Source organism: Helicobacter sp. 11-8110 (assembly GCF_003288905.1).
Classification (GTDB): Bacteria; Campylobacterota; Campylobacteria; order Campylobacterales; family Helicobacteraceae; genus Helicobacter_D; species Helicobacter_D colisuis.
Window position 1 is genome coordinate 1 of record NZ_NHYL01000001.1, and the last position, 22,126, is coordinate 22,126.

22 protein-coding genes and 2 CRISPR repeat arrays are annotated in these 22,126 nt (G+C 31.7%); of the genes, 11 read left to right on the forward strand and 11 right to left on the reverse strand.

The features are described 5' to 3' along the window. Nucleotides 1-158 precede the first annotated feature (158 nt). Nucleotides 159-931: direct repeats of the CRISPR family, unit length 37 nt; unit sequence ATTAACAATATAAGACCCGATTAAAGGGGATTGAAAC. A 44-nt stretch (nt 932-975) separates the two neighbouring features. Continuing rightward, a CRISPR array of direct repeats spans nt 976-1,407; the repeat unit is 36 nt; unit sequence GTTTTAGTCCCTTCTTAAATTTCTTTATGGTAAAAT. A gap of 151 nt (nt 1,408-1,558) precedes the next feature. From cas2 to CCY98_RS00030, 6 genes are all read right to left on the reverse strand, one after another. After that, entirely contained in the window at nt 1,559-1,918 is a 360-nt protein-coding gene (cas2, locus tag CCY98_RS00005; RefSeq protein ID WP_242099836.1) for a CRISPR-associated endonuclease Cas2, read from the reverse strand. A 17-nt stretch (nt 1,919-1,935) separates the two neighbouring features. Next, nucleotides 1,936-2,826, reverse strand: a complete 891-nt coding sequence (gene cas1, locus CCY98_RS00010; protein ID WP_112056564.1) for a type II CRISPR-associated endonuclease Cas1 — start codon at nt 2,824-2,826, stop codon at nt 1,936-1,938. Next, entirely contained in the window at nt 2,813-5,839 is a 3,027-nt protein-coding gene (gene cas9, locus CCY98_RS00015) for a type II CRISPR RNA-guided endonuclease Cas9 (protein ID WP_258438076.1), read from the reverse strand. Before cas9 ends, cas1 begins: the two co-directional genes overlap by 14 nt. Before the next feature lie 191 nt (nt 5,840-6,030). Next, nucleotides 6,031-6,699, reverse strand: a complete 669-nt coding sequence (locus CCY98_RS00020) for a YgjP-like metallopeptidase domain-containing protein (protein WP_112056566.1) — start codon at nt 6,697-6,699, stop codon at nt 6,031-6,033. Continuing rightward, nucleotides 6,686-7,915: a hypothetical protein gene (locus CCY98_RS00025; protein ID WP_112056567.1), complete on the reverse strand. Its 1,230-nt coding sequence runs from the start codon at nt 7,913-7,915 to the stop codon at nt 6,686-6,688. The genes CCY98_RS00020 and CCY98_RS00025 overlap by 14 nt, the downstream gene beginning before the upstream one ends. Next, nucleotides 7,902-8,549, reverse strand: coding sequence for a uracil-DNA glycosylase family protein (locus CCY98_RS00030; RefSeq protein WP_112056568.1), 648 nt, complete (start codon nt 8,547-8,549; stop codon nt 7,902-7,904). Before CCY98_RS00030 ends, CCY98_RS00025 begins: the two co-directional genes overlap by 14 nt. 151 nt (nt 8,550-8,700) lie before the next feature. On the opposite strand from CCY98_RS00030, the gene CCY98_RS00035 reads away from it, so the two are divergent. Beyond that, the gene (locus CCY98_RS00035; RefSeq protein ID WP_112056569.1) at nt 8,701-10,101 is read left to right on the forward strand and encodes a hypothetical protein; all 1,401 of its coding nucleotides are present in this window, start codon (nt 8,701-8,703) and stop codon (nt 10,099-10,101) included. 117 nt (nt 10,102-10,218) lie between these two features. Here the strand turns inward: CCY98_RS00035 and CCY98_RS00040 are convergent, their stop codons facing one another. From CCY98_RS00040 to CCY98_RS00050, 3 genes are all read right to left on the reverse strand, one after another. After that, a complete protein-coding gene (locus CCY98_RS00040; protein WP_112056570.1) occupies nt 10,219-10,788 on the reverse strand; it encodes a peptidylprolyl isomerase in 570 nt (189 codons plus the stop codon). Further along, complete coding sequence (locus CCY98_RS00045) at nt 10,760-11,689, reverse strand: ribose-phosphate pyrophosphokinase (RefSeq protein WP_112056571.1); 930 nt, start codon at nt 11,687-11,689, stop codon at nt 10,760-10,762. Before CCY98_RS00045 ends, CCY98_RS00040 begins: the two co-directional genes overlap by 29 nt. Nucleotides 11,690-11,755: 66 nt before the next feature. After that, nucleotides 11,756-12,310 carry an rRNA adenine N-6-methyltransferase family protein gene (locus tag CCY98_RS00050; protein ID WP_112056572.1) on the reverse strand — a complete coding sequence of 185 codons (555 nt, stop codon included), beginning with the start codon at nt 12,308-12,310 and terminating at the stop codon, nt 11,756-11,758. 133 nt (nt 12,311-12,443) lie between these two features. Between CCY98_RS00050 and CCY98_RS00055 the strand changes: the two genes are divergently transcribed. Genes CCY98_RS00055 through CCY98_RS00085 form a run of 7 tightly spaced genes read left to right on the forward strand, consistent with a single transcriptional unit; the run spans nt 12,444 to nt 18,550 of the window. After that, complete coding sequence (locus CCY98_RS00055; RefSeq protein WP_112056573.1) at nt 12,444-14,375, forward strand: 6-hydroxymethylpterin diphosphokinase MptE-like protein; 1,932 nt, start codon at nt 12,444-12,446, stop codon at nt 14,373-14,375. Between the two features lie 35 nt (nt 14,376-14,410). Further along, nucleotides 14,411-14,968: an LPP20 family lipoprotein gene (locus CCY98_RS00060; protein WP_112056574.1), complete on the forward strand. Its 558-nt coding sequence runs from the start codon at nt 14,411-14,413 to the stop codon at nt 14,966-14,968. After that, nucleotides 14,935-15,435 (forward strand): hypothetical protein, encoded by a 501-nt coding sequence (locus CCY98_RS00065; protein WP_112056575.1) that lies wholly within the window; start codon nt 14,935-14,937, stop codon nt 15,433-15,435. Before CCY98_RS00060 ends, CCY98_RS00065 begins: the two co-directional genes overlap by 34 nt. Further along, nucleotides 15,436-16,128, forward strand: coding sequence for a methyltransferase (locus CCY98_RS00070; protein WP_112056576.1), 693 nt, complete (start codon nt 15,436-15,438; stop codon nt 16,126-16,128). It begins immediately after the preceding gene. Next, nucleotides 16,122-16,499: a YkgJ family cysteine cluster protein gene (locus tag CCY98_RS00075; RefSeq protein ID WP_112056577.1), complete on the forward strand. Its 378-nt coding sequence runs from the start codon at nt 16,122-16,124 to the stop codon at nt 16,497-16,499. The genes CCY98_RS00070 and CCY98_RS00075 overlap by 7 nt, the downstream gene beginning before the upstream one ends. Beyond that, nucleotides 16,483-17,784, forward strand: coding sequence for a hypothetical protein (locus CCY98_RS00080; RefSeq protein ID WP_112056578.1), 1,302 nt, complete (start codon nt 16,483-16,485; stop codon nt 17,782-17,784). Before CCY98_RS00075 ends, CCY98_RS00080 begins: the two co-directional genes overlap by 17 nt. 13 nt (nt 17,785-17,797) lie before the next feature. Then, nucleotides 17,798-18,550, forward strand: a complete 753-nt coding sequence (locus CCY98_RS00085) for an SDR family NAD(P)-dependent oxidoreductase (protein ID WP_112056579.1) — start codon at nt 17,798-17,800, stop codon at nt 18,548-18,550. A gap of 59 nt (nt 18,551-18,609) precedes the next feature. On the opposite strand, the gene rsfS is transcribed toward CCY98_RS00085, so the two are convergent. Next, complete coding sequence (gene rsfS, locus CCY98_RS00090) at nt 18,610-18,960, reverse strand: ribosome silencing factor (protein WP_112056580.1); 351 nt, start codon at nt 18,958-18,960, stop codon at nt 18,610-18,612. Further along, a complete protein-coding gene (gene nadD / locus CCY98_RS00095; RefSeq protein WP_112056581.1) occupies nt 18,939-19,514 on the reverse strand; it encodes a nicotinate (nicotinamide) nucleotide adenylyltransferase in 576 nt (191 codons plus the stop codon). Before nadD ends, rsfS begins: the two co-directional genes overlap by 22 nt. Before the next feature lie 51 nt (nt 19,515-19,565). Between nadD and CCY98_RS00100 the strand changes: the two genes are divergently transcribed. The 3 genes from CCY98_RS00100 (at nt 19,566) to truA (ending at nt 22,115) form a co-directional block, all read left to right on the forward strand. Beyond that, a complete protein-coding gene (locus CCY98_RS00100) occupies nt 19,566-20,288 on the forward strand; it encodes an A24 family peptidase (RefSeq protein ID WP_112056582.1) in 723 nt (240 codons plus the stop codon). A 78-nt stretch (nt 20,289-20,366) separates the two neighbouring features. After that, complete coding sequence (locus tag CCY98_RS00105; protein ID WP_112056583.1) at nt 20,367-21,392, forward strand: LptF/LptG family permease; 1,026 nt, start codon at nt 20,367-20,369, stop codon at nt 21,390-21,392. Then, the gene (gene truA / locus CCY98_RS00110) at nt 21,393-22,115 is read left to right on the forward strand and encodes a tRNA pseudouridine(38-40) synthase TruA (RefSeq protein ID WP_112056584.1); all 723 of its coding nucleotides are present in this window, start codon (nt 21,393-21,395) and stop codon (nt 22,113-22,115) included. The last annotated feature ends 11 nt before the right edge of the window (nt 22,116-22,126 follow it).

Sequence of the window (22,126 nt, forward strand, 5' to 3'; positions counted from 1 at the left end):
TCATTGTCAAAACCATGAAGTTACTTTTTGAAAATACCATTATATTTGCGAACTTTTTATAATAAAGAAAGAAAAAGTAAGTATTTATAAGACTTTTAGTAAAGTAAATTAATAATACTTGTTTTATTTCTCTATGGCAAAGATTGCTATTATTGGCTATTAACAATATAAGACCCGATTAAAGGGGATTGAAACTTTTAACTTCACCAGCAACTTCAGCTTCTTGTCTGCTATTAACAATATAAGACCCGATTAAAGGGGATTGAAACCTATTTCACTAACAGCTCTATTTGCCTCTTTTACTTATTAACAATATAAGACCCGATTAAAGGGGATTGAAACATAAGTATTATCCATAACATTTTAACTCCTTTATAATGAAATTAACAATATAAGACCCGATTAAAGGGGATTGAAACCTCATTAGACATTTCTATATTTTGTTCTTTTACTTTATTATTAACAATATAAGACCCGATTAAAGGGGATTGAAACCAAAGCGAAGTGTGTGATGAGCATCATTGCCTACCATTAACAATATAAGACCCGATTAAAGGGGATTGAAACAAATACATGTAAAATAATTTACCTAAAATTTCTTTTATTAACAATATAAGACCCGATTAAAGGGGATTGAAACGCTAATTGTAATCCTAGTATCACCTTCAATCTCTTCTTATTAACAATATAAGACCCGATTAAAGGGGATTGAAACTCTATTCATACCATTACACTCTATTTTGAGTGTAGCATTAACAATATAAGACCCGATTAAAGGGGATTGAAACTTATTTCTGCAGCCACCCTTTCAATGTAAGCGTTAACATTAACAATATAAGACCCGATTAAAGGGGATTGAAACATTTTTATCGTAAAGCCCTGTGAATAATTCTAATTAACAATATAAGACCCGATTAAAGGGGATTGAAATCTATTACTAATTATCTATATTACAAAATGTAGCAAACCAAATTCGTTTTAGTCCCTTCTTAAATTTCTTTATGGTAAAATAATTTTCTCTTCATAGATAATACACTCGCTGTTTTAGTCCCTTCTTAAATTTCTTTATGGTAAAATGCACCTTCCATTGATACATTTGCCACTTTTGTTTTAGTCCCTTCTTAAATTTCTTTATGGTAAAATATAATCGCATTTTGTAGCACTTTTGCTTAAGTTTTAGTCCCTTCTTAAATTTCTTTATGGTAAAATCTCCAACTATCTTGTATGTTGGATTTCCAAGTTTTAGTCCCTTCTTAAATTTCTTTATGGTAAAATTAAACATTGTTATAAGTAGGTCTATGAATGGTTTTAGTCCCTTCTTAAATTTCTTTATGGTAAAATTTATGCTACAGAAATAAACGATTTTGTAGCGTTTTAGTCCCTTCTTAAATTTCTTTATGGTAAAATAGATACCCCAAAAACCAAGAAATTCAGGGATTTAAGTAGAAAAATTAGTGAAAAATATGCTAAAATTTTGCTAGAGAAATTTAAAAAGGGACTAAAATAAGTGGTTTTCGGTAAGCCACGCAGGATTAAAATTCCTTTTAAAACCGAATCTTTATTTTATGCTTTCTTTAGAATATTTATAATCTTGTGTATTTTCATTCCATTCAAAAAGCGTTAAGTTTTTGTTATTATTTATTTGCTCATTGAAAGATGCTTCTCCTAAAAGTATTTGCATATTATCAAATTGCTTTTCTGTTATTATTAAAACCCTTATATTTCCACAAGGTGGTAAAATCTTTTCTATAGATTTTATGGTGCTTTTGGCAGACATTAACCCTTTGCAGATTCTTACATAAACGCTAAATTGCATCATAAAAAAACCAAGCTTTATTAATGCGTTTCTAAATTTTGTAGCATTTTTTTGATCTTTTTTGCTTTTTGTTGGCATATCAAACATTAGTAATATCCGCATAAATTTATCCTTCACCATTAGAATTTAACCTTTATGAGATTTTCATTTTCTAATAAAGCATTTTTAAAATTTTGAACATAGAAATTTATAGCTCTATTTAATGGGTAGGTTTTATTTTCTAATATTACTTCTTTTTGCAATATGTTGATTAGTTTTTGCTTATTTTCTTTGTCTAAAAATTCACAATCTTTCGGAGCTTTTAAATGCAATACATAAAAATCTACTAATGGTCTAAAAACTTCAATTAAATCATCGCAAAGATTAAAATCATTGTAGATATTATCATGTTTTATTCCATACCAAGGTAGAAGCCCACTTATGCAAACTGCTCTAATAATATTAGCCCTTACAATGGCATAACCATAATTAAGTGCAAAATTAATAAAACATATCTTTTCTCTTGTGAAGTCTTTTCCAAATAAAGTTTTAAAATATAAAATTGCAGCTTTTGCTTCTATATTCTTAGCATCATTTAGGGTAACATCTTTTGCTAATTTAAAAAGATCATCAGATTCTGTTGCATGATGAGCTTGTCTTAGGATATGGGCTTGATTGGAGATTTTATTTTTGATAATTTTTTGCCATAAAATCGCTTTTCTCTGCAAACTGACTTGTATTTGCATTTTGGCGACTTTTGCACTCATAAAATGCCCTAGAAATGGAGAAAATATCCCATTAATATGATGAAATTCATCACAAGTTAAAAGGATAATTTTATGTTTTGCTAAAGTGCTAAGCAGTTTTGAAGTAAGGGTTGCTTGGAGTGATTCTAATATAATGAAATTAATATCTTTAAGAAAAATTTTGGCTATATTTTTATCTTGTTGAATCACAAGATGTTCAAGTTCAAGGCTTAATTTAGCCTTGCTTGAAACCAAAATACTCTTAAAAGCCTCATCGTAAGCCATGTTTTTTTCTTGGTTGGATATTTTGTCTTGCTTCAGTTCTTGCTTCTTGAATCTCCCCTAGCGGTGTTACCATATATTTTTTAAAGACTTTTAAACCTTGTATTCCTATACCTCTTACTTCGACATTCCCTTCTTTGGCTTTTGGGAATAGGAGTTTTTGATTTTCTGTTAAATTTTCAAATTTATTGTCGTGTTTTTCTAGGGAGATACTTGCATTTGAAATATCAAAACCATTATAATAAGCAAATTCTGACTCTTGCATTTCCTTTTTTTGAACCAACACTAAATCTCCTTTGTATAAAGAAAAGCAAAATTCATAGGTTTCATCTATGGTTTTCCATTCTTTTTGGATTTTGTCTTTGTCTGTTCCAATGGTAACTACCTTATTGGGTAACACTCTTAAAGCAAAGTCCATTGTATAGATAGGTATTCCATAGAATTTATTATCCTTTGTAAAAATATCTAGCCTTACCATTCTGTCATTAACGACATATTTTGTCCCTATTTTTCTTACTTTGCCACATTCTAAGGCTCTTTTTAGTCCTTCTTGTGTTTTGTATTCCTTTAAAATATCTTGATAACTATAAAAAGTTTGCTCATGCAATGCGCCTTTTGTGTTTTTATTAGGCGGTTTGGAGACAAAGATTGAATCAAGCTTTTCTAGTATCTTAGAGCGATATTTTTCAAATCCAGTAAATTTGGATTGATTTTTGTATTCTTCGCTTGTAAGCTTTTTGGCATACAATTTTGCTTTTAGGATTTCTTGATTTTTCTTAAAGTCTGAAAATGCTTTGATAATGGAGTTTGTGCTATAAGCAATAATAATTGCATCTAAGGCGTGATGAAGGTGGTTGTTTCTATCTTTTTGTGAAAATCCCCAAGCGTGTCTTAGCACAGAAGTAAGCATTCCATTCATAGTTTGCACATGCGCTTTGCTTCCTTTTTCCCCACTTCTTAAGCTTATATCTTCATTATCACTTAGGGGTAAAAACTCTAAATACTCTTTTGTGTATTTAGCTATAAGGGAAGTGGCATATCTTGTGTCATTTAAATTTCTGCTGATAAATTCAATTTGATCTTTGTTTTTAAAATTTTCATCTAAGATTCTGATTTTCTTTTTGTAAGGAAGTTTTTGAGCTAAGACTTGAATCTTGCTCCATTTTTCTTGATTAGAACCAAAAGCTTCATAAGGGGTTTGATTTAATTTGAGTTGATTCTCCCTTACAAAAACTAAGACTTTATTATTATAAGAATCATCATAGCTTCTTGAATAAGGATAAATATGATCGACTTCCAATGCCTTATCTTCTTTTAAATCATCAATGGTAATTTTTTTGCCACTATAGGCACAAATTTCACCTTGTTCTCTCCAAAGTTTGATTTTTAGGATATTTTTTGCATTGGGTTTTAAGCCAAATTCTGTGCAGGTTTTTTCTGCATTGTCATTGATATTTTTGTTTTCTTTTTGTTCTTTTTCTATTTTATTTCTTGCTTCTTTGCTTAAACCCGCATCTCTTGCTAACTCAATGTGGATTTTATGCATTTTCCCATATTTTTTTAAAAGCCTATTTAAAACTTTTCTGTATTCGCTAATTGCACGATTGACAATAGGATTTGTGAGTTCTTGAGCAAAAATAGAATCATAAAAGGCTAGTAAAAATTCACTTTTTTGATTGCTAGTTTTAGCTTTCAAGCCTAATTCATTACAAGCTTCATCGTATCTCTTTCCCTTTTCCATTAAAGGTAGGATTTTATAGAGTGCTTTAAAGCTAAGATTAATATGATCGTTAAAATCAAGTTCTACAAGGGTGTTAATTTGGTTTTGTGATAGTGCATATTGTTCTAGTTGTTTTTTGAGTTGATTTTCATCTTTTATGAGTGTTATGTGTGTTGCAATTTCATCAAGAGTTTTTCTCTCTAAGTTGTGCTCTCCTAATGCTTTTTTAAATTCTTTTAATTTTTTAAATTCTATTAGATTAGTTTTTTCTACGCTTTCTTTATCGTATTTAAGCCCTTTGAATTTCACTTTTTCATCTAGATTTATCATTTTTCTAAGTTTTGTGTAGCTTAGACTTCCTTTGTCTAGAACTTCACTTAGAATCTGTGTAAGAATTTCATTAGAAAATATTTCTCCTGTGTCTTTTCTGATACTTTCTAAAGAGTTGATGATTTTTCCTAAGGCAATAAACTCCCAAGCACTATATGAATTCTTGCATGCTCTTTTTTCGTTTTCATAAAAAGTGCAAGAACCTACCAAGTGTGAAAAATCCTTTAGCGGTCTTTGATAAAAAGCTATCTCCAAAACTTCTTTGATAAATGTATCGCTATAGTTATGATAAGCTTGTTGCTTCTCTAAAATCAGCTTCAATTCTTTTTCTAAATCACTTGCTAAAATGGTATTGTAATAAGTTGTTTCCATATTGCCTGTTTTTTCGTTTTTCATTGTTTTGTTGCGGATATTTTTAAATTCCTTAGTTCCATCTCTTAGGTTTTCAAAAAGTTCTTTGTAGAGATATTCCCCAGCAGTTTGGTAGTGTTTAATCTTGTTTGAATTTTCTTTTATGGCGCTTAAAATAGCACCTTTTTCGTTATCTTGTGATGTCTTTTGATTTTTATTCATATAACCACGATGTTTGGCAATGTGTAAAATCACTCTTGCTAAATCTTCTTTGCTAATTGCTTGGCTTAGGGCTTCATATCTTAGTTTGTAAATGCTCTCTATCTTTCCTGTATAAGCCTTGGGTAAATTCCCATCTAAGGCTATGTAATCTCCATAGTGCAATCCAAATTCTTTAGAAATAATGTGTTTTAAAGAAAGAAGCCGACTTCTTCTTCTCCTTAATCGCACACGACTGCTTCTTGCATTTCTGCGTGGAAGTGCTAGGGATTCTTTGGTTTTTGGATTTTCTGCCTTAGTAAATAGTCTAACACCGCAATCTTTTAATTCATTATTTTCCACAAATGCCCAACCAATGGAATTAATACCAATATCAAACCCCAAAACTTTCATTATTAATCCTTTTTTGTTTTGTAATTTTTATCTTTTTAGATATTAACATAAAAATTAAAGGAAAAAAGCAATTGGGATTGTATTTACCTAAAAGTGATGAGAGCTTTGCTAATTTTGCACAAGTGTTAGATTCTTGCTATTATTAAAACCCTTATATTTTTACAAGGTGGTAGAATCTTTTTATAATATTTTTACTAAGCTTTAAAGATTTTTTGATACAAAAGAAGTAATAAATCCTGATGTTCTCTAAGCCAAATGTGAATCTTTTGTGGATTTTGATCGTGAGTGTTTATGAGATTCCAAAAATCTTTTTGGTGATTGGGGTAGCGAATATGAGCTAGTTCGTGGATAATAATTGAATTAATAAGCCATTTTGGTGTGAATGCAAGCCTTAGGCTAAAACGAAGATTTTTGGTTTTGTGGTAACAGCAAGCAAGTTGATTGTAGCTTTTGCCATATAAGATTCTATTAGGAAAAAGTCCCATTTGCGTAGAGAAAAGTGGTATTTGGACTTGAATATAAGAATCAAGCTCGTTTTGATAAAAATTTATCAAAGTTTTTTGTGCTTTTTGGATTGGGGAGTGGTGCAATTCTCTCCAAGCATTTTGGATTTCCACATTTTGGATATTCTGCCATTCTCCAAAAAGAAATATTTGATGATTAGGTAGCTTTAGATTTAGCCTTTGATTCCAAAGTTGTTGTTGTTCTTCTATCCAGCTTTGATTTTGCTTTAAAAACTCTAAACATTTCTTTTTGGTAAAGTGTTTTGGGGCACTAATTAGCAAGGTAGAAGAATCTCTAAAAGACATTCTTAGGTTTTTGTAATTGTGCTTTTGAATAATCTTAAGCTTAAAAGGAAGCATTAGAATTTACAAAGCGATTGTTAATGGGCGATAGGATTTCAATTTTATATTGAACTTGATTGTCCTTGATATTTTCTTTGAAATAATCCTTTGCGCTAGGGGTATTTTTGCGATAAAAATATTCAATCCCAAAAGCAGTGGCGTAATTAATCCAATCGTATTCTAAATCCACATTAAGCATTTTACTCTCTTCGCTTAGTAAATCATCTAAAGGTTGAATTGAGTTTGCAATATACATTTTTTTTCTATCTTTGGGTTGTGTGATGGAGAGAAGTGTTGGGCTGTAGTTGATTTGTGTGGAATAGACACCTTCAGTTGCGATGCTATAATAAGTGAGTTGTGAAAGGACAATGCTTGAATTAATCACAGGTGTATTAAGAAAAATTCGTGAATGCTCTAGTAAGGGCTTGAGTGTTCTTGCGGTTTTTGTAAAATTGGAATTATCTTTAAGATTAAAAGCAGTTGAATAAACAATGTTGGGATTATATTTTAAGACGCTTTGGTGGATTTGATTGCCTATGTAGCTAGAATCATAAAAACTAGCCGCTTTGCTTTGTGGATTAAATCTGGAGAGTTCTTGGATTTGCTCTTCATAGCTAATGCCCCCATAGATAATGTTTGGAAGTGGGGTGGTTGTGATTTGAGAGGAATGCACACTGGGTATAAAAATAGGGGTTTGAATTTTAAGTGTGTTAAGATTATTAGCGCCATTGTAAGTTAGAATTGCGATGATTTGTCGGTAACCTTTAGAGTGAATCGCATCAATAGCAACTTGCAGATCTTGTGCAGATTCGCTTTTGCTATCAAAGACTTCGAAGTTAAAGGGCTTGTTTTGGTGCAGTAGATAACTTAGAATCACATTAGTAGTTGAGGCTGAATAAGCACCAATGTCTTTGCGAGAAAATAAAAGTGCGATATTAAAAAATGATTGTTTGGAATTTTCAAAATAAGGAATTTGAGAAATATCTAAAGCACTCATTAGCGCATTAAGCGATTCAAGTAGGGTTTGATTTTGGTTGTCTTGTGTGAAATTAGCAATAAAAGAAAAGACTTGTCCTTGTTCTAATAATCTCTCCAAACAGCTTGTGTTGCATTTTTGGGTTTCAATATTTAAAATTTCTGTGCTAGGAGTGGGGAGAGGTGATGGGTATCTTCCACTTGCAAAAATAAGGCTTGGTAAAAGCCATAGCAATAAGATTTTATTAATTGTTTTCATAGAAATCCTTTTTGAGGGTTAAAAATTCCTTATGAGCTTGTATTTTAAACTCTGGTTGCCTTAAGAGCTGGGTGAGTGAAAAGGTCGGAAAAAGTTTTAAGCTGTTCCATTTGAGTAATTTGCCTTGTATGTTTTTGTAGGGAGTTTTGTCTTGAGTTAGGGCACTATAGACTTCTTCGCCTAAAATTACAATGATTTTGCTTTGAGAAAATTCTAATTGCTTAAGGAAATAGCCCATGCAGTTTTTAGCGCATTTATCTTGTGTATTTTTGGGAATCTCACATTTAAGAAGTGAGAGAATGGAGACTTCCTGCAATTGGAGTGCAAAGACATTTTCAATAATTTTTTTTAACATTAATGCACCTTTAGAGACAAAGCGCATTTGCAAATCTAAAAGAGGCATCATAGTTAAAAAAAGCAGTTTTGAGCATGGATTGCAAAGTCCTGTGTGTGGTGGGGAGAGTTTTTGTGGGCAGAGTTGGCATTCTTTGATGATTTGATTAAGATTCTTTGGGCTTTGGCTTGGGAATTGAGTTTGTAAGGGTTTTTGGAATTGCAAATTACAATAATTAAAACCAATGGATTTTAATAAATAAAGTTTTTGTAAAAGTAATGCCCTTTGAAGTGTTTGCACTTAAATCCTAAAATTTTGAAATAAAAGTAGAATTATAAAGTTAAAAAAATTAAAGGTAGATAATTTTTGAATAAGGAATAAAAATTGCTTGTAAAATGCCATAGGAACGAAATTTATTTCTCAAGGATAGAGTAACATTTGGGAGAAAACAATGTATTATATTGATGCACGAGGAAATTATTCTTCTTATATTAAAGGTGTAACTTTTTCACAAGAGATTCAGCAAAATTGGGCTTCAAGAAGCAAAGAAAACAAAAGACTAAGCACAACTTCAAGTCAAGATAAATATTTTGAGAAACAAAAATTAATGCAGGAGGCGATTTCGCAACTTAAGCAAAACGGAAGTATTTCGCCTAAAATTGCCAAAGAAATTAATGTAGAGGCTTTGAAAAATAGCTTAGAGAGTGCCAAAGAGGGGCAGTCTAGTGCATTATCAATGTTAGGGCAGGGAGGAGAATCGCAAGAAGCAGCAAAAAATAGTGTATTTGATTCTAAAAATGCAATCCCAAATCCACTTGCCTTAGATGAAGAAATGCAAAATAGCCAACACCTAGCAACACTTGATAAAATAGCATATGAGGCAAGTAAGGCTAAAGAAAAAGAAAAAATCAAGCAAGAGATTAAGGAAAGTCTTACAAGTAAAAATCAAGAATCTACAATGGCAACTTCCACTTCTGTGGGGGTATTTTTGGAAAAAACGATCGTTCAAACTAGCACAAAAGTTCCACAAAATGTGAGTGAAGAGGTCAAAAATGCTTATAATCCTCTAGAAATCAATGCAGAGGAGAGTGTGGAGGAGAATGCAATAAGCTTTATTGATGAGGTAAGTGGAAAAAAGGTTGCTATTCCTTTAAGTGAAGCAAATGCTAAAAAACTAAATGAAAAGTTTGGAAGTTTAGAAGCAGCAAGTGATTATGTAAAGGGTTGGTATTATGATGCTGCTTATGGTATGGGTTATTTAGAGGGCGATGTAGATGGTGATGGAAAAATTAGCTTAGAAGAGGGAATTCACTTAAATAGCCTTGTTTCTTTAAAAGATGGGCAATACCATTCTATAGCTGAGCAGATTCCAGGTAGTGTAGATGAACAAATGAAGTTCTTAGAACAAGTTGGTTTTATTGATAATTTGGGAGATTATATTAATCATTCTATCTCGCAAGATAGTAACTTAGATGGTGCTTTAAGTCTTAATGAAATTATGGGGGATAAAAATGAAATTATGCTTTTTCAAACTAGCAAAGATTCTAAAAGCCTAGATATTTTTGTGATACAAAAATTCAATCTTGAAGTTGAAAATATTGAGGAATCGCTTAATAATATTTTGCTAAATTTGGGTGCTAAAGAAGAAACAAAAGAGCCAAAGCAAGAAGAAAAAGATGAAGTCAAAGAAACACAGGCAAAAATTGCAACTAGTGATGAAGAAATTCAAGAATGGTTAGAAGTCGCTAGAGATTTACAAGATGAAAATTATTTAGATTCTTTGGAGTTTTCTAAGAGAGAGAATTTGCTTAAAAGTGATAAAATTTTACAAAATCTTTTATTGAATGTTTAAAATGGAAAATTATCAAAATCTCTTGATAGAAATTGTGTTTTTTGCTGTGGTAATGGGAATTTTATTGCTTTATAAAAGAAAGCTTAAATAGGGGAATTATTTAAGCTTTTTTGTGGATTATTGAATAATATAAGCCTTAATGATTTTTTGCTCTTTGAGGGGCTTGTCTTGAGAATTAGTGGGAGAATATTCAATTTTTCTTAGAGTTTTGAAGCTTTCTTCTTGATTGTCTTTGCTAATTTCTCCAAAGATTGTGTGTAGTCCATTTAAATGGGGTGTTCTTGTGGTGGTGATGAAGAATTGACTTCCATTGGTATTTGGTCCTGAATTTGCCATAGCTAAAATCCCCGTTCTATCAAAGGCATAGCCTTTAGCAATTTCGTCTTCAAAATCTTCTCCCCAAATGGATTCTCCACCACTGCCTGTTCCTGTTGGATCGCCACCTTGAATCATAAATTTGCGAATCGTGCGATGAAAAATTGTGCCATTATAATATCCATTATTAATATGTGTTACAAAGTTTTCCACAGCTTTTGGCGCCACTTCTGGGAATAAGTCTAGAGTAATTTTTCCTGAAGTTGTTTCTAAAATGGCTTGAATCTTTTTAGATTCTGCAGCATTGAGTGAAACTCCCAAAATAAAGTAGCAAAGAAAAAGCTTAAATAAAAAGTGAATTAACGCTTTCATTGTGATTGATCCTTCTAATAACTTCAGCAAACAAAGGTGCTACGCTTACGACTTTAATTTTTTCTATTTTTTCTTTAAGAGGGATAGTATCTGTAATAATAATTTCATCAAGGGAGCTTTCTTGGATTCTTTGGTAAGCAGGACCGCTAAAAACTGCGTGTGTGCCTAATGCAATCACACTACTTGCACCATTTTTCTTAAAAGCTTCTGCAGCCTTTATGATAGTCCCTGCAGTGTCAATCATATCGTCAATTAAGATGACATTTTTGCCTTCTACATTTCCAATAATATTCATCACTTCACTTTCATTTGCCTTTTCGCGTCTTTTATCTACAATAACAATTTCTAGTCCTAAAAGTTTTGCAAAGTATCTTGCGCGAGCTACTCCGCCAATGTCAGGACTAGCAATGATTGGGTTTGGGAAGTTTTTGGAAGCAACATAATTTTTTAACACAATAGAACCATAGAGATTATCCACAGGAATATTAAAAAAGCCTTGAATCTGCCCTGCATGTAAATCCATTGTAATAAGGCGCGTGATTCCAGCACATTGCAACAAATCCGCGACTAATTTTGCGCTAATTGGCACTCTTGGAGCAGCCTTTCTATCTTGTCTTGCATAGCCAAAATAAGGCATAATAACATTAATAGAACCCGCAGAACTTCTTTTGAGTGCATCAACCATAATAAGTAGCTCCATTAAATTATCATTAGTGGGCGCACAAGTGGGCTGAATCACAAAGACTTCTTTTCCTCTTACACTCTCACAAAGCCTAATATTAATTTCTCCATCGCTAAAACGCGTAATTTCAGCATTAGACAATTCCACATCAAGACTTTTTGCGACTTTCTCGGAAAACTCACGATGCGCATTCCCACTAAAAATTTTAAAATTTTGCATTAGATACCTTTGAAAAGATTTAAAAGTGTAATTATAGTCTTTTAAAATTTAAAAAACTAAGAAAAATTACTTTTTACAATAATAAACAAAAGCAGGTGGTAGATTATTCCAAATAATAGGGGAAGTTTTGACATGAGAAAAGTATTTTCGAAGTTTCTTTTTAAAGCTTAAGGCTTTAGGAGTGGGGAGCACATAAGCAAAGGTAGAAAAACTTCCTCCCTTTTTTAGGGCTTGATGAATATTTTTTAAAAGCAAATCTTGTTCTTTTGATTTAAGCAAACTCCATGGAATTCCAGAAACAATAACATCAAGATGTTGAATATCTTTATTGCGCATAATTGAAAGGATTCTGTTGGCATTTTTGTGTTCTATTTCAATATGGGGAAATTTTTCTTGGAGTTTTTTAACAAAGTGAGGATTAATTTCAATGGCAAAATAATGAGATTCTTTAGATTTGAGATTGAGAATCTTTTGAGTAAAAGCGCCTAAGCCTGGACCAATTTCGGCAATGTAATTTGCGTTTTGAAGATCTATGTTGCTAACTATAGCTTGACTTAGGGCTTGGGAACTAGAATAAAGAGAGCCTGTGTGCTTTGGGTGTTTTAAAAATTCTAAAAGCATTGATTGCCTTAATATTTATAGTGTAAAATTGTATTTTTCAGAAACTATGTTGTATTATAACAAAATTATTGTTATGAATTTGTCAAGAAAATATAAAGTTTTTAAAGTAAAATAATCTTCAAATGAGTAAAGAATGGGAATTATAGAATTTTTAGAAAAGAGTAGTTGTGAGGAGATTGAAGCATTTTGCTCTCAAAGATTTAAGGAAAATTTGAATTTTTTTCAAGTTAATTATCCTAATCTTTTTGCAGCTTTGCAAGAGCCCTTTAAAGAATATCAGCTCTACATTGGTAAAGAAGGCTTAAATATCATTAACACACTTAATAATTCTTTGATGTTTCCCTTAGATAAGGGTTATTCAACGATGCTTTTGGTGCATAAAAATTGTGCCTTTAATCCGCCAATTAATGAAAAGTGGAATCGTGTCTATGGTAGCGATATTTCTATAATGAATGAAGATTTTCCTTATAGTTCAATTTTGGTTAATGGAATTTTGGATTTTGTAGCCCAAAATGGCGGTGTTGATTCTTATCACTTGCCTTCAGATTTTTTGCCCAATATTAGTCTTTTTGGGCTTGGGGGTGGAATCTTCTTGCAAGCATTAGTGGAGAAATACAATAAATTTAACAATTTTTTTATTTTTGAAGAATCACTAGATTTGTTTAGAATTGCTTGTTTTTTTGTAGATTTTGCAACTTTATTTTACAAGACAGAAAATAAGGGTGGATACATTTTTATTGAAAGCTTGATGAAAAAAGATTATGCTCTAAGCTTTTTTTTGATGCGAAGAATCAGCACTTCTGTGATGCGTTTAGAATTAATGATGTATCAAACTCCTCTTAATATGAGTGCTCGATCTATTGTGCATGAATTGCACTTGCAATCTCTTAGGGGTTGGGGGACTTATGAGGATGAAATGATAGGAATTAGAAATAAAAAAAGTTTTCCACTTTTGCCTATGTTAGTGGAGCCAAAACGCATTAATGCTCCTATTTGCGTGATTGCTAATGGACCAAGTTTAGATTATTTACTCCCTTTTATTAAGACTAATCAAAATAAAATGATTCTTTTTAGTTGTGGAACAGCGCTAAAACCACTTTTGGCTGCTGGAATCAAACCAGATTTTCAAATTGAAATTGAAAGGCATCATTATTTGGGGGAGGTTTTAAGGGAAGCTCCACTTGGTGATATTCCCTTGCTTTGTGCTTCAGTGCTAACTAAAGAAGCTAAAGAATTAGCAAAAGAAATTTATTTGTTTGAAAGAGATGGTTCTAGTGCTGCAAATTTAAATGAGCCCAAATTTAAAGTCAAATTTACAGCACCGCTAGTGGGGAATGCTGGAGCCTCTTTGGCAAGTTATTTAGGTAGTGATGTAATTTTGTGTGGGCTTGATTGTGGGTATAAAAAGGGCGCTAAGAAACATGCCAAAAATTCTTATTATGGAGAAGAAAAAGAAGAGATTCCACAAGGCGCTTATCAAGTAAGGGGTAATTTTAGTGAGGATATTTATTCAGATGCTCTTTATTCCCTCTCAAGAAATGCGCTAGAAGAAGCCTTTAGAACCCTTAAGCCTTTTAATATTTTAAACTTAAATGATGGTGCTTATATTCAAGGGGCTACACCCATACATTATGAAGATTTTGAGTTAAAAGAAATCAACAAAAAGGAGGCTTTGGAGCAACTAAAATCACTTTTTAAAGATCCTAAAGCAGAGAAATTTTATACTAGAGATTCTCAGCTTTATATTTTTGAGATTCTTGCTTTTAAAAACACAATTGGAGATTTATTTAAAGCAAAAGTAAGTAACAAAAAAAGTCTTTTTAGTGCGGTAGATAAAATCTTTGAGGCAATCGCACAAACTTCCCAGAAAAATGCTTTTGTAGGGATTTTATTTGGAGGGACTTTAAGTCATTTTCTTTATCATTTGGTGTTGGGTAGTTTGCATTTGCCTTATGATAATATGGAAGATCTTTGGAGAAAAGCAGGAGAATTGTATGGTAAGGCAATGGAAAAAATGGTGGAGAATCTAAGGGAAACAATAATTGGAACGCAGATTGCTTTATAGGGTAATGTATTTTAAATAAAATTCAAAGGATTGAAATGGTAACAAAAAAAACGATTTCATTAGTTTTAGCAGGAATGCTTTTTGGGACAAGTTTGTTTGCTGCGCAAGTTAATACAGCTACAACTACAACAACTGAAGTTAGCCCTATTGGCAATGTAAGTTTGCAGACAAATAGAAATTCTAATGTGCCAACAAATTTACAAGGTATAGAAGTTGGTGGCGATGATATTGTGATTCCAAATGCACCTATTATCACACCTTCTAGTATTATTGAAATTAGCGCAATAGGTATGGGTGTTGCTCCAGAATCAACACTTTCTCCTGCACAAGCCTTAGCATTAGCTAAAAGAGCGGCAATTGTTGATGCATATAGACAGATTGGTGAGAAAATGTATGGGATCAGAGTAAATGCACAAGATACCGTTAGAGATATGGTATTAAAGAACTCTACGGTAAAAACTAAAGTAATGGCAGTGATTAGAAATGCTGAAATTATCGAGACTATTTATAAAGATGGTTTGTGCCAAGTTAATATGGAATTAAAGCTTGATGGAAAAAGATGGTATCGTATTTTAACAGGCGAAAATTTTTAATTTTCTTATTACTTGTAGTGCTTGGGGGGTGTGCTAAGCCCTCTTTAAGCCTAGAGAAAACTACTCCTAAAATTATCTTTTTTTCTACAAAAGATTTTCGATTCTATGATGCGGGATTGATAAAATCTTATTCTAATGGCGACATTTCTTTGGAAATTTTTAATGCAGGGCATTTACTTTTAGAATTTTTGGTTTTTAAGAATCGTATTTGCCTTAATCAACAATGTTATGCAAAAAATACGATAACTAGAAAACTTTTTGGCAATGATGGGTTATTGGAATTAGATTTTAAAGCCATTTTAGAAGGCAAAGAGATCTTAGGAGGGAAAAATAAAGTGGTTTTTAATGAAGGCTATGAGCAAAGAATAAATGATATAAATTATCAAATAACCTATCAAGTTACAGCCCAAATGATCTCTTTTAAAGAGCTTAATAGTGGCTTTACTCTTATTATTTCAGGAATCTAAATGCAAATTTATCAGCCCAAAGAGGGATATTGTTATAATAGTGATACTTTATTTTTGTATGATTTTGCATTAAAATCTCTTAAACCTAAAAAGCAAGTTTTGGAAGTAGGTTCTGGTAGTGGTGTGCTTGGACTTCTTTGTGCAAGAGAAGTGGAAATGGATTTAGCTATGATTGAGAAAAATCCCAAAATGCTAGAGCTGTGCCAACATAATCTTAGAGTAAATAAAATTAGAGCTAATTTGATAGGCGGGGATTTTTTAGAATATGATTTTTTAGATTTGAAGTTTGATTATATTCTTAGTAATCCTCCCTTTTATCATAATGGCGTGATTCGAAGTAAAAATAGTGATATTTGCCTTGCAAGATATGAAGAAAATCTACCCTTTAGCGCTATGGTTAAAAAAATAAATACCTTGTTAAAACCGCAAGGGGAATTTATTTTTTGCTATGATAGCAGGGAAAGTTTTAAGGTTTTTGGTATATTATTTGAATTTAAAATTAGACCCATTGTGGTGCGCTATGTGCATCCTAGAGAGAGCGAGGAAGCAACACTGCTACTTTGTAGGGCAAAAAAGAATTCTAAAAGTCAGATGCGAATCTTGCCTCCTCTTTTAACGCATTGGAATAATGAATTTTCAAAAGAAGTGCAAGAAATTTATAAGTGCGCTCATACTTGGAGTATTAAATGCTAAAGGCAGAGGGATTTTTATTTGATTTTGATTTCACAAAATGTCAAGAGTGCGGTGGAAAATGTTGCAAGGGAGAAAGTGGTTATATTTTTGTAACTCCAAATGAAATTCAAAAAATAGCAAAATCACTCCAAATGGATTTTGAGAGTTTTGCTCTAAAATATGTTAAAAAGGTTGGCTATCGTTATTCTTTAATTGAAAAAAAGGAAGCAAAAGGAGAAGGTTATGCCTGTATCTTTTTTGATGAAACAAAAGGACAATGTCAAATTTACGAGAATCGCCCAAAACAATGCATCAAATTTCCATTTTGGGATTGTTATAAAGAAAATTTTGAAACTTTGATAGAGGAATGTATCGGTGTTATTAAAAAATAAAATTTTAATTATTTTGGTAAGTGGAATCTGTTTGTTTTTAGTTTTGGTGGGTTGTTTGCCTAAAATGCAAATTGATTTTTCTAATAACACTTATAAGGAAGTTGAAAATTTAGAAGATATGTATATTATGCAAGCTTATGCAGCTTTGGATCTAAAGCTTCATGATTTAGCTAAAGAAAATCTAACTAAGGCTTATAAATTAACACAAGATAAAGCCTATTTAAAAGAAATCATTGGAATCTTAATGCTTAAAGAAGAGTGGAATGAGGCTAAAAAAATAGCTTTGGAATACCAAAAAAAATACCCTAAAGATGAGGAAATGCAGCAAGTATTGATTGAGATTTTAGGGAATATGGGAGACTTTAGAGCAGCTAATCAAGAGATTCAAGACCTACTCAAACAAGATAGAAGCGCTCAAAATTTAGAAATTGCATCTTCGATTTATTTTTTGCAAAATGATTATCAAAAAGCTATTGCCTATTTAAGAGAATCTTATTTGCTAAGTGGAAATGAACAGATTGCTAATAAGCTTGCTTCAATTTATTTACTTTTTTTGAAAGATAAAAATAAAGCAATTGGAGTTTATGAAGAACATATTAAAAAATATGGAATTTCACAAAATATTGGAGAGAGACTAGCTTTAGTTTATTTAGAAGAGAAAAAAGTTCTTGATGCAGCAAGAATCTATCAAAATCTCTATAAAGCAACTCACGATTCAAAATATGCTCGTTTTGTTTTAGAGATTTATTTTAAAGGTAATTATTTTAATCAAGCAAGAAAATTTTTGGAGCAAAATCCAAATATTCAATCAAGAGATGAATTTTTATTGGAAATTTATCGCCTTACAAAAGAACATAAAAAGGCTATAGCGCTATTGCAAAAACTCTATGCAGAAAATGGTAATGTAGATTATCTTGCCCTAGAAGCAATGTTGATTTATGAAAATGCGCAGAATCGCAATAACATAATACTTTTAAGGCAAGTAACTAATAAATTTGAAGAAGTGGTAAAAAAATCCAATAATGCTTTATATTGGAATTATTATGGATATTTGCTAATTGATCATAGTTTGGATATAAAAAAAGGGATGCAATGTGTGCAAGAAGCTTTGAAGCAAGAACCAAAGAATCCTTATTTTTTAGATTCTTTAGCGTGGGGTTATTATAAACTTAATGATTGCAAAAATGCTCAAATAGTTATAGGTGAAATTGCGCAAGAGGATATTCAAAAAGAAAAAGAGATTTCTGAGCATTTTAAATTAATACAGCAATGTAAAATTCAATAAAAAGGAGTGTAAAATGGTTGTTTTAGTAACAGGAGCTTCTGTTGGTTTTGGTAGAGAGATTGCAAAGATTTTTGCAAAAAATGGGCATAAGGTAATTGCTCTAGCAAGACGCAAAGAAAAATTAGAATCATTGCAAAAAGAAATTGGGAATTGTGCAATAATAGCTTGTGATATTTGCGATAGAGAAGCCTTGAAATTAGGATTAAAATCACTACCTAAAGAATATCAAGAAATTGATGTTTTAGTGAATAATGCAGGATTAGCATTAGGACTTCAGAGAGCAAGTGAATGTAATATTGAAGATTGGGATCAGATGATTGAAGTAAATATTAAGGCTTTGACATATATAACGCGTCTTGTATTGCCACAAATGGTGGAGAGAAAAAGCGGTCATATTATTACTATAGGTTCGATTGCTGGTAGATATCATTATCCTGGGAGTAATGTTTATGGGGCAAGTAAGGCTTTTGTGCGACAATTTGCGCTTAATTTGAGAGCAGATTTAGCAGGAACAAATGTGAGAGTAAGCGATATTGAACCTGGACTTACTAGTGATAGTGAATTTTCTTTGGTGCGATTTAAAGGGGATATAAAGCAAGTAGAAGCACTTTATAAAGATTCTAATGCACTTAAACCACAAGATGTTGCAGAGGCAGTTTTTTGGGTGGCAACTTTGCCAAAACACGTAAATATTAATACTTTAGAGATGATGCCAACTTCGCAAAGTTTTGCGGCATTAAATGTTTATAAAGATAACAAAGCCTAATTGACTTAAGATTAAAAAGCTTATAAGAAACTAGAATCTTAGATTGCAAGTAGCTTTTTTTAAGATTCTTGATTCTTTTGTGTTGCCATTTTAGAGAGAAATTCTTCTAAGTTAAATTTTTTGCGTTGATTTTCTGTGAAAATATGCACAATAATATCGCCTAAATCTGCAACAATCCATTCTGGATTTTCTTCATCAACATGGAAAAAAGTTTCATCTTTTTGTTTTAAATCTTTTTTTAATGAATCAAGCAAGGCAAGGGCGTGTTTATCTACAAAAGCAGTTGTGATGATAACATAATCTACAAAATAATCAGTATTTTTTAAATTAAAGACTTCAATATTTTCGCCTTTTTTATCTTCTAGGATTTGTATGATATTTTCTATAACTAGTTGTCTATTTTCTTGCAATGGAATTCCTTTAAAATATCTTGAGCAATAGCTTTTGGAATTGATTTTAGAATCTTAAAATCTTGCTTTTGCAAAGAATTTCTTACTTGTGTTGAGCTAATGGAAATAGTTTGCATAGGCAAAATTTTAAAATTAGAATCAATTTTGTAATTTAATCTTGGAATTATAACAAATTCTACTTGATTTTTTAATTTTTCGTAATGATACCATTTAGGGAGATTCTCTAGATTGTCTGCGCCAATGATGAGGTAGATTTTTTTTGGTTTATAGGTTTGTTGAATGAAGTTTATTGTTTCATAGGTTGGAGTTGGCTTGTTTTGTTGGATTTCAAAATCTAAAAGTGTGATGGGTAAAGTTAAATCTTGAACTAAAATCTTAATCCACTCTAGGCGTTTCTTCGGGGAAAAAAGGGATTGGCTTTTGAAGGGGTTTAAAAAAGCAGGGACAATAAAAAGTCTCTCCACTTCTAAGGAATTAAAAATGGTTTGTATGACTTTTAAATGCCCTAAATGTGGCGGATCAAAAGAGCCACCAAAAACTGCAATTGTTTGCATGAAATCCCCAAAAATTAATGTAAAATTGTAGCATATTTTAAGGTTGGTTGTATGGAGATTGTTTTTACTTTTGTTTTAGGTGCTATTTTTGGGTCTTTTGCTAATGTTTTGATTTTTAGGATTCCACAAAATATGAGTATTGTTTTACCTTTTTCTTTTTGCCCTAAGTGTAAGAAAAATCTTTATTTTGCAGATAAAATTCCTATTGTTTCTTATCTGATTTTAGGCGGGAAATGTCGCTATTGTAATGAGAAGATTCCTAAGTGGTATTTGCTTAGTGAAGTTTTGGGTGGAGTTTTTGGAGTTTTTAGTTTTTATTATTTTGGAATCTTGGGTGTGATTGGATTTTTCTTATTTTTATTTTTTTATGTTTTAAGTGTGATAGATTGGCAGTTTTTAGAAATACCTGATAGTTTAAATTTTTTAAATCTTGCATTGGCAATTTGTTTTGGTGGATTTTTTGGGGAATCTTTTTTTGTTAAAAAGCTTTTTGTTGAATCTTGCCTAAATGCACTTTTGTTTATGGGGTTTGCAAGTTTCTTGCGGTTGTTTATAGGGAGTTTATTGCAAAAAGAAGTGATGGGGGAGGGCGATATTGTTGTTTTTGGAACACTTGGAGCGAGTTTGGGTGTTTTGTTGGGGGGATTGTCTATTGTGATTGGGAGTTGTTATGGGCTTATATGGATTTTGTTAAGCAAAAAATCAATGTTGCCTTTTGTGCCATTTTTGTTTTTGGGATTTTGTAGTGCGGTTTTATTAAAATATGTATTATAATCTTTTGATGTTTTTTTGTAAATTTTTAGAGTATTTTGTGTAAAATATGGACTTTTAAAACTTAAATTAGGATATTTTTTGCGAATCAAAAATTATTTATTCCATAGCTTTGCACAAATTTTCTTTCCTATTTTCTTTGTGTTATTTTTCATTGCTTCTGTGGTGATTTTTATTCGCATTGCGGGTGTTACTTTTGTTGTGAAAATTAGCTTTTTTGAGCTACTTTCTTTATATTTTTATACTTTGCCATTAATGATTTTTTTTGTGATACCTTTAAGTTTTTTTGTGGCTTGCACGCTTTCTCTCTCAAGGCTTTCTTTTGATTATGAATTACCAGTTTTATTTGCTTTGGGAATGAATCCAAGTAGAATTATTAAGATTTTTTTACCCATTGCTATTTTAGTGAGCTTTTCACTTTTTATTCTTTCCTTGGTTTTAACTCCTTTAAGTGATACAGCCTATAGGCAGTTTTTAGAAGAGCGTAAAAATAGCATTAATATTAATCTTCAAGCAGGAGAATTTGGGCAGAAGCTTGGAGATTGGCTTGTGTATGTGCAAAAGAGTAAGGAAGATTTGAGCTATGAAGATATTGTTTTATTGTCTTTTGCCAAAGAGGGCGGAATGATCTTTTCGGATAATGCAAAGATTGTTAATCAAATGGGGGTTGTGGAGGCAATTTTAGAAAAAGGATCGATTTATCGCCCTAAGGAAGATTTTGTTGAGAAGATTTTGTTTGATACTTTGATAATTCGTAGTAGCATTACTGCTATTGATGAAGTGGATTTGGGAGTGATTGGTTATTGGAAGAGGGCTTTTTATGAAAATGAACGACAAAAAAAGACTTTAAGAAATTTAAGTATGTATGTTATAATGTCTTGTTTTCCGCTAGTTAGTTTATTTTTCTTTCCGCTTTTGGGAATAAAAAATCCGCGTTATCAAAAAAATTATACTATTTTACAAGCAATGGGAGTGATTGGGATTTTTTATGCATTAATGTATTTAATGGCAAATTATTTACCGCTTTTAGGAATGTTTATATTTCCAATAATATGGCTTTTGTTGGGTTATTTGCTTTTTGAGAGAGTGATTAAAAAGTATTATTAGATGATAAAAGTTGCAATGCGGATTGCTTATTATGGCGGAGATTTTTTTGGTTTTCAGCGACAAAAGGATCAAGTTACAATTTGCGGAGTCTTAGAAGAAGTTTTTAGAAGCATTGGGATTTTTGATCTTTGTGTGGGGAGTGGGAGAACCGATAAGGGTGTGCATGCTAGTGCGCAAGTTATTTCTGTTGATATTCCAGAGTTTCATAGGGATTTTGATAGATTAAAACAGCTTTTAAATACAAAACTTTATCCTAGGATTAAAATTAAGCAAATTTGGCAAGTAGAGAGCGGATTTCATGCGCGCTTTAGTGTAAAGAGAAGAGGGTATTGCTATGTGCTTTCTCAAAAGTATTCACCTTTTTGGGTTTTGTTTTCACATTTTTATCCTTTGAAAAATCCATTATTGGTGCAAGAATCTTTGAATGCTTTTAGGGGCGTTTATGATTTTGGAGCTTTTATGAAAAATGGTGGTAGTGGGTGTGAGAGTAGTGTGCGAGAGATTTTTCACGCAAAGCTTGTAAAAAGAGGAGATTTTTATTTGATTTCTTTTTGGGGAAATGGGTTTTTGCGCTCACAAATTAGGCTTATGGTTGGATTTTTGCTTGAAATTGATAAGGGGAATTTGGGAATAGAGGATTTAAAGAGACAACTTCTTGGTGAGAAAATCTTTAGTGTCCCTGCACCTTCTAATGGCTTATTTTTGAGTCGCGTGGATTATTAAAATGATAAGAA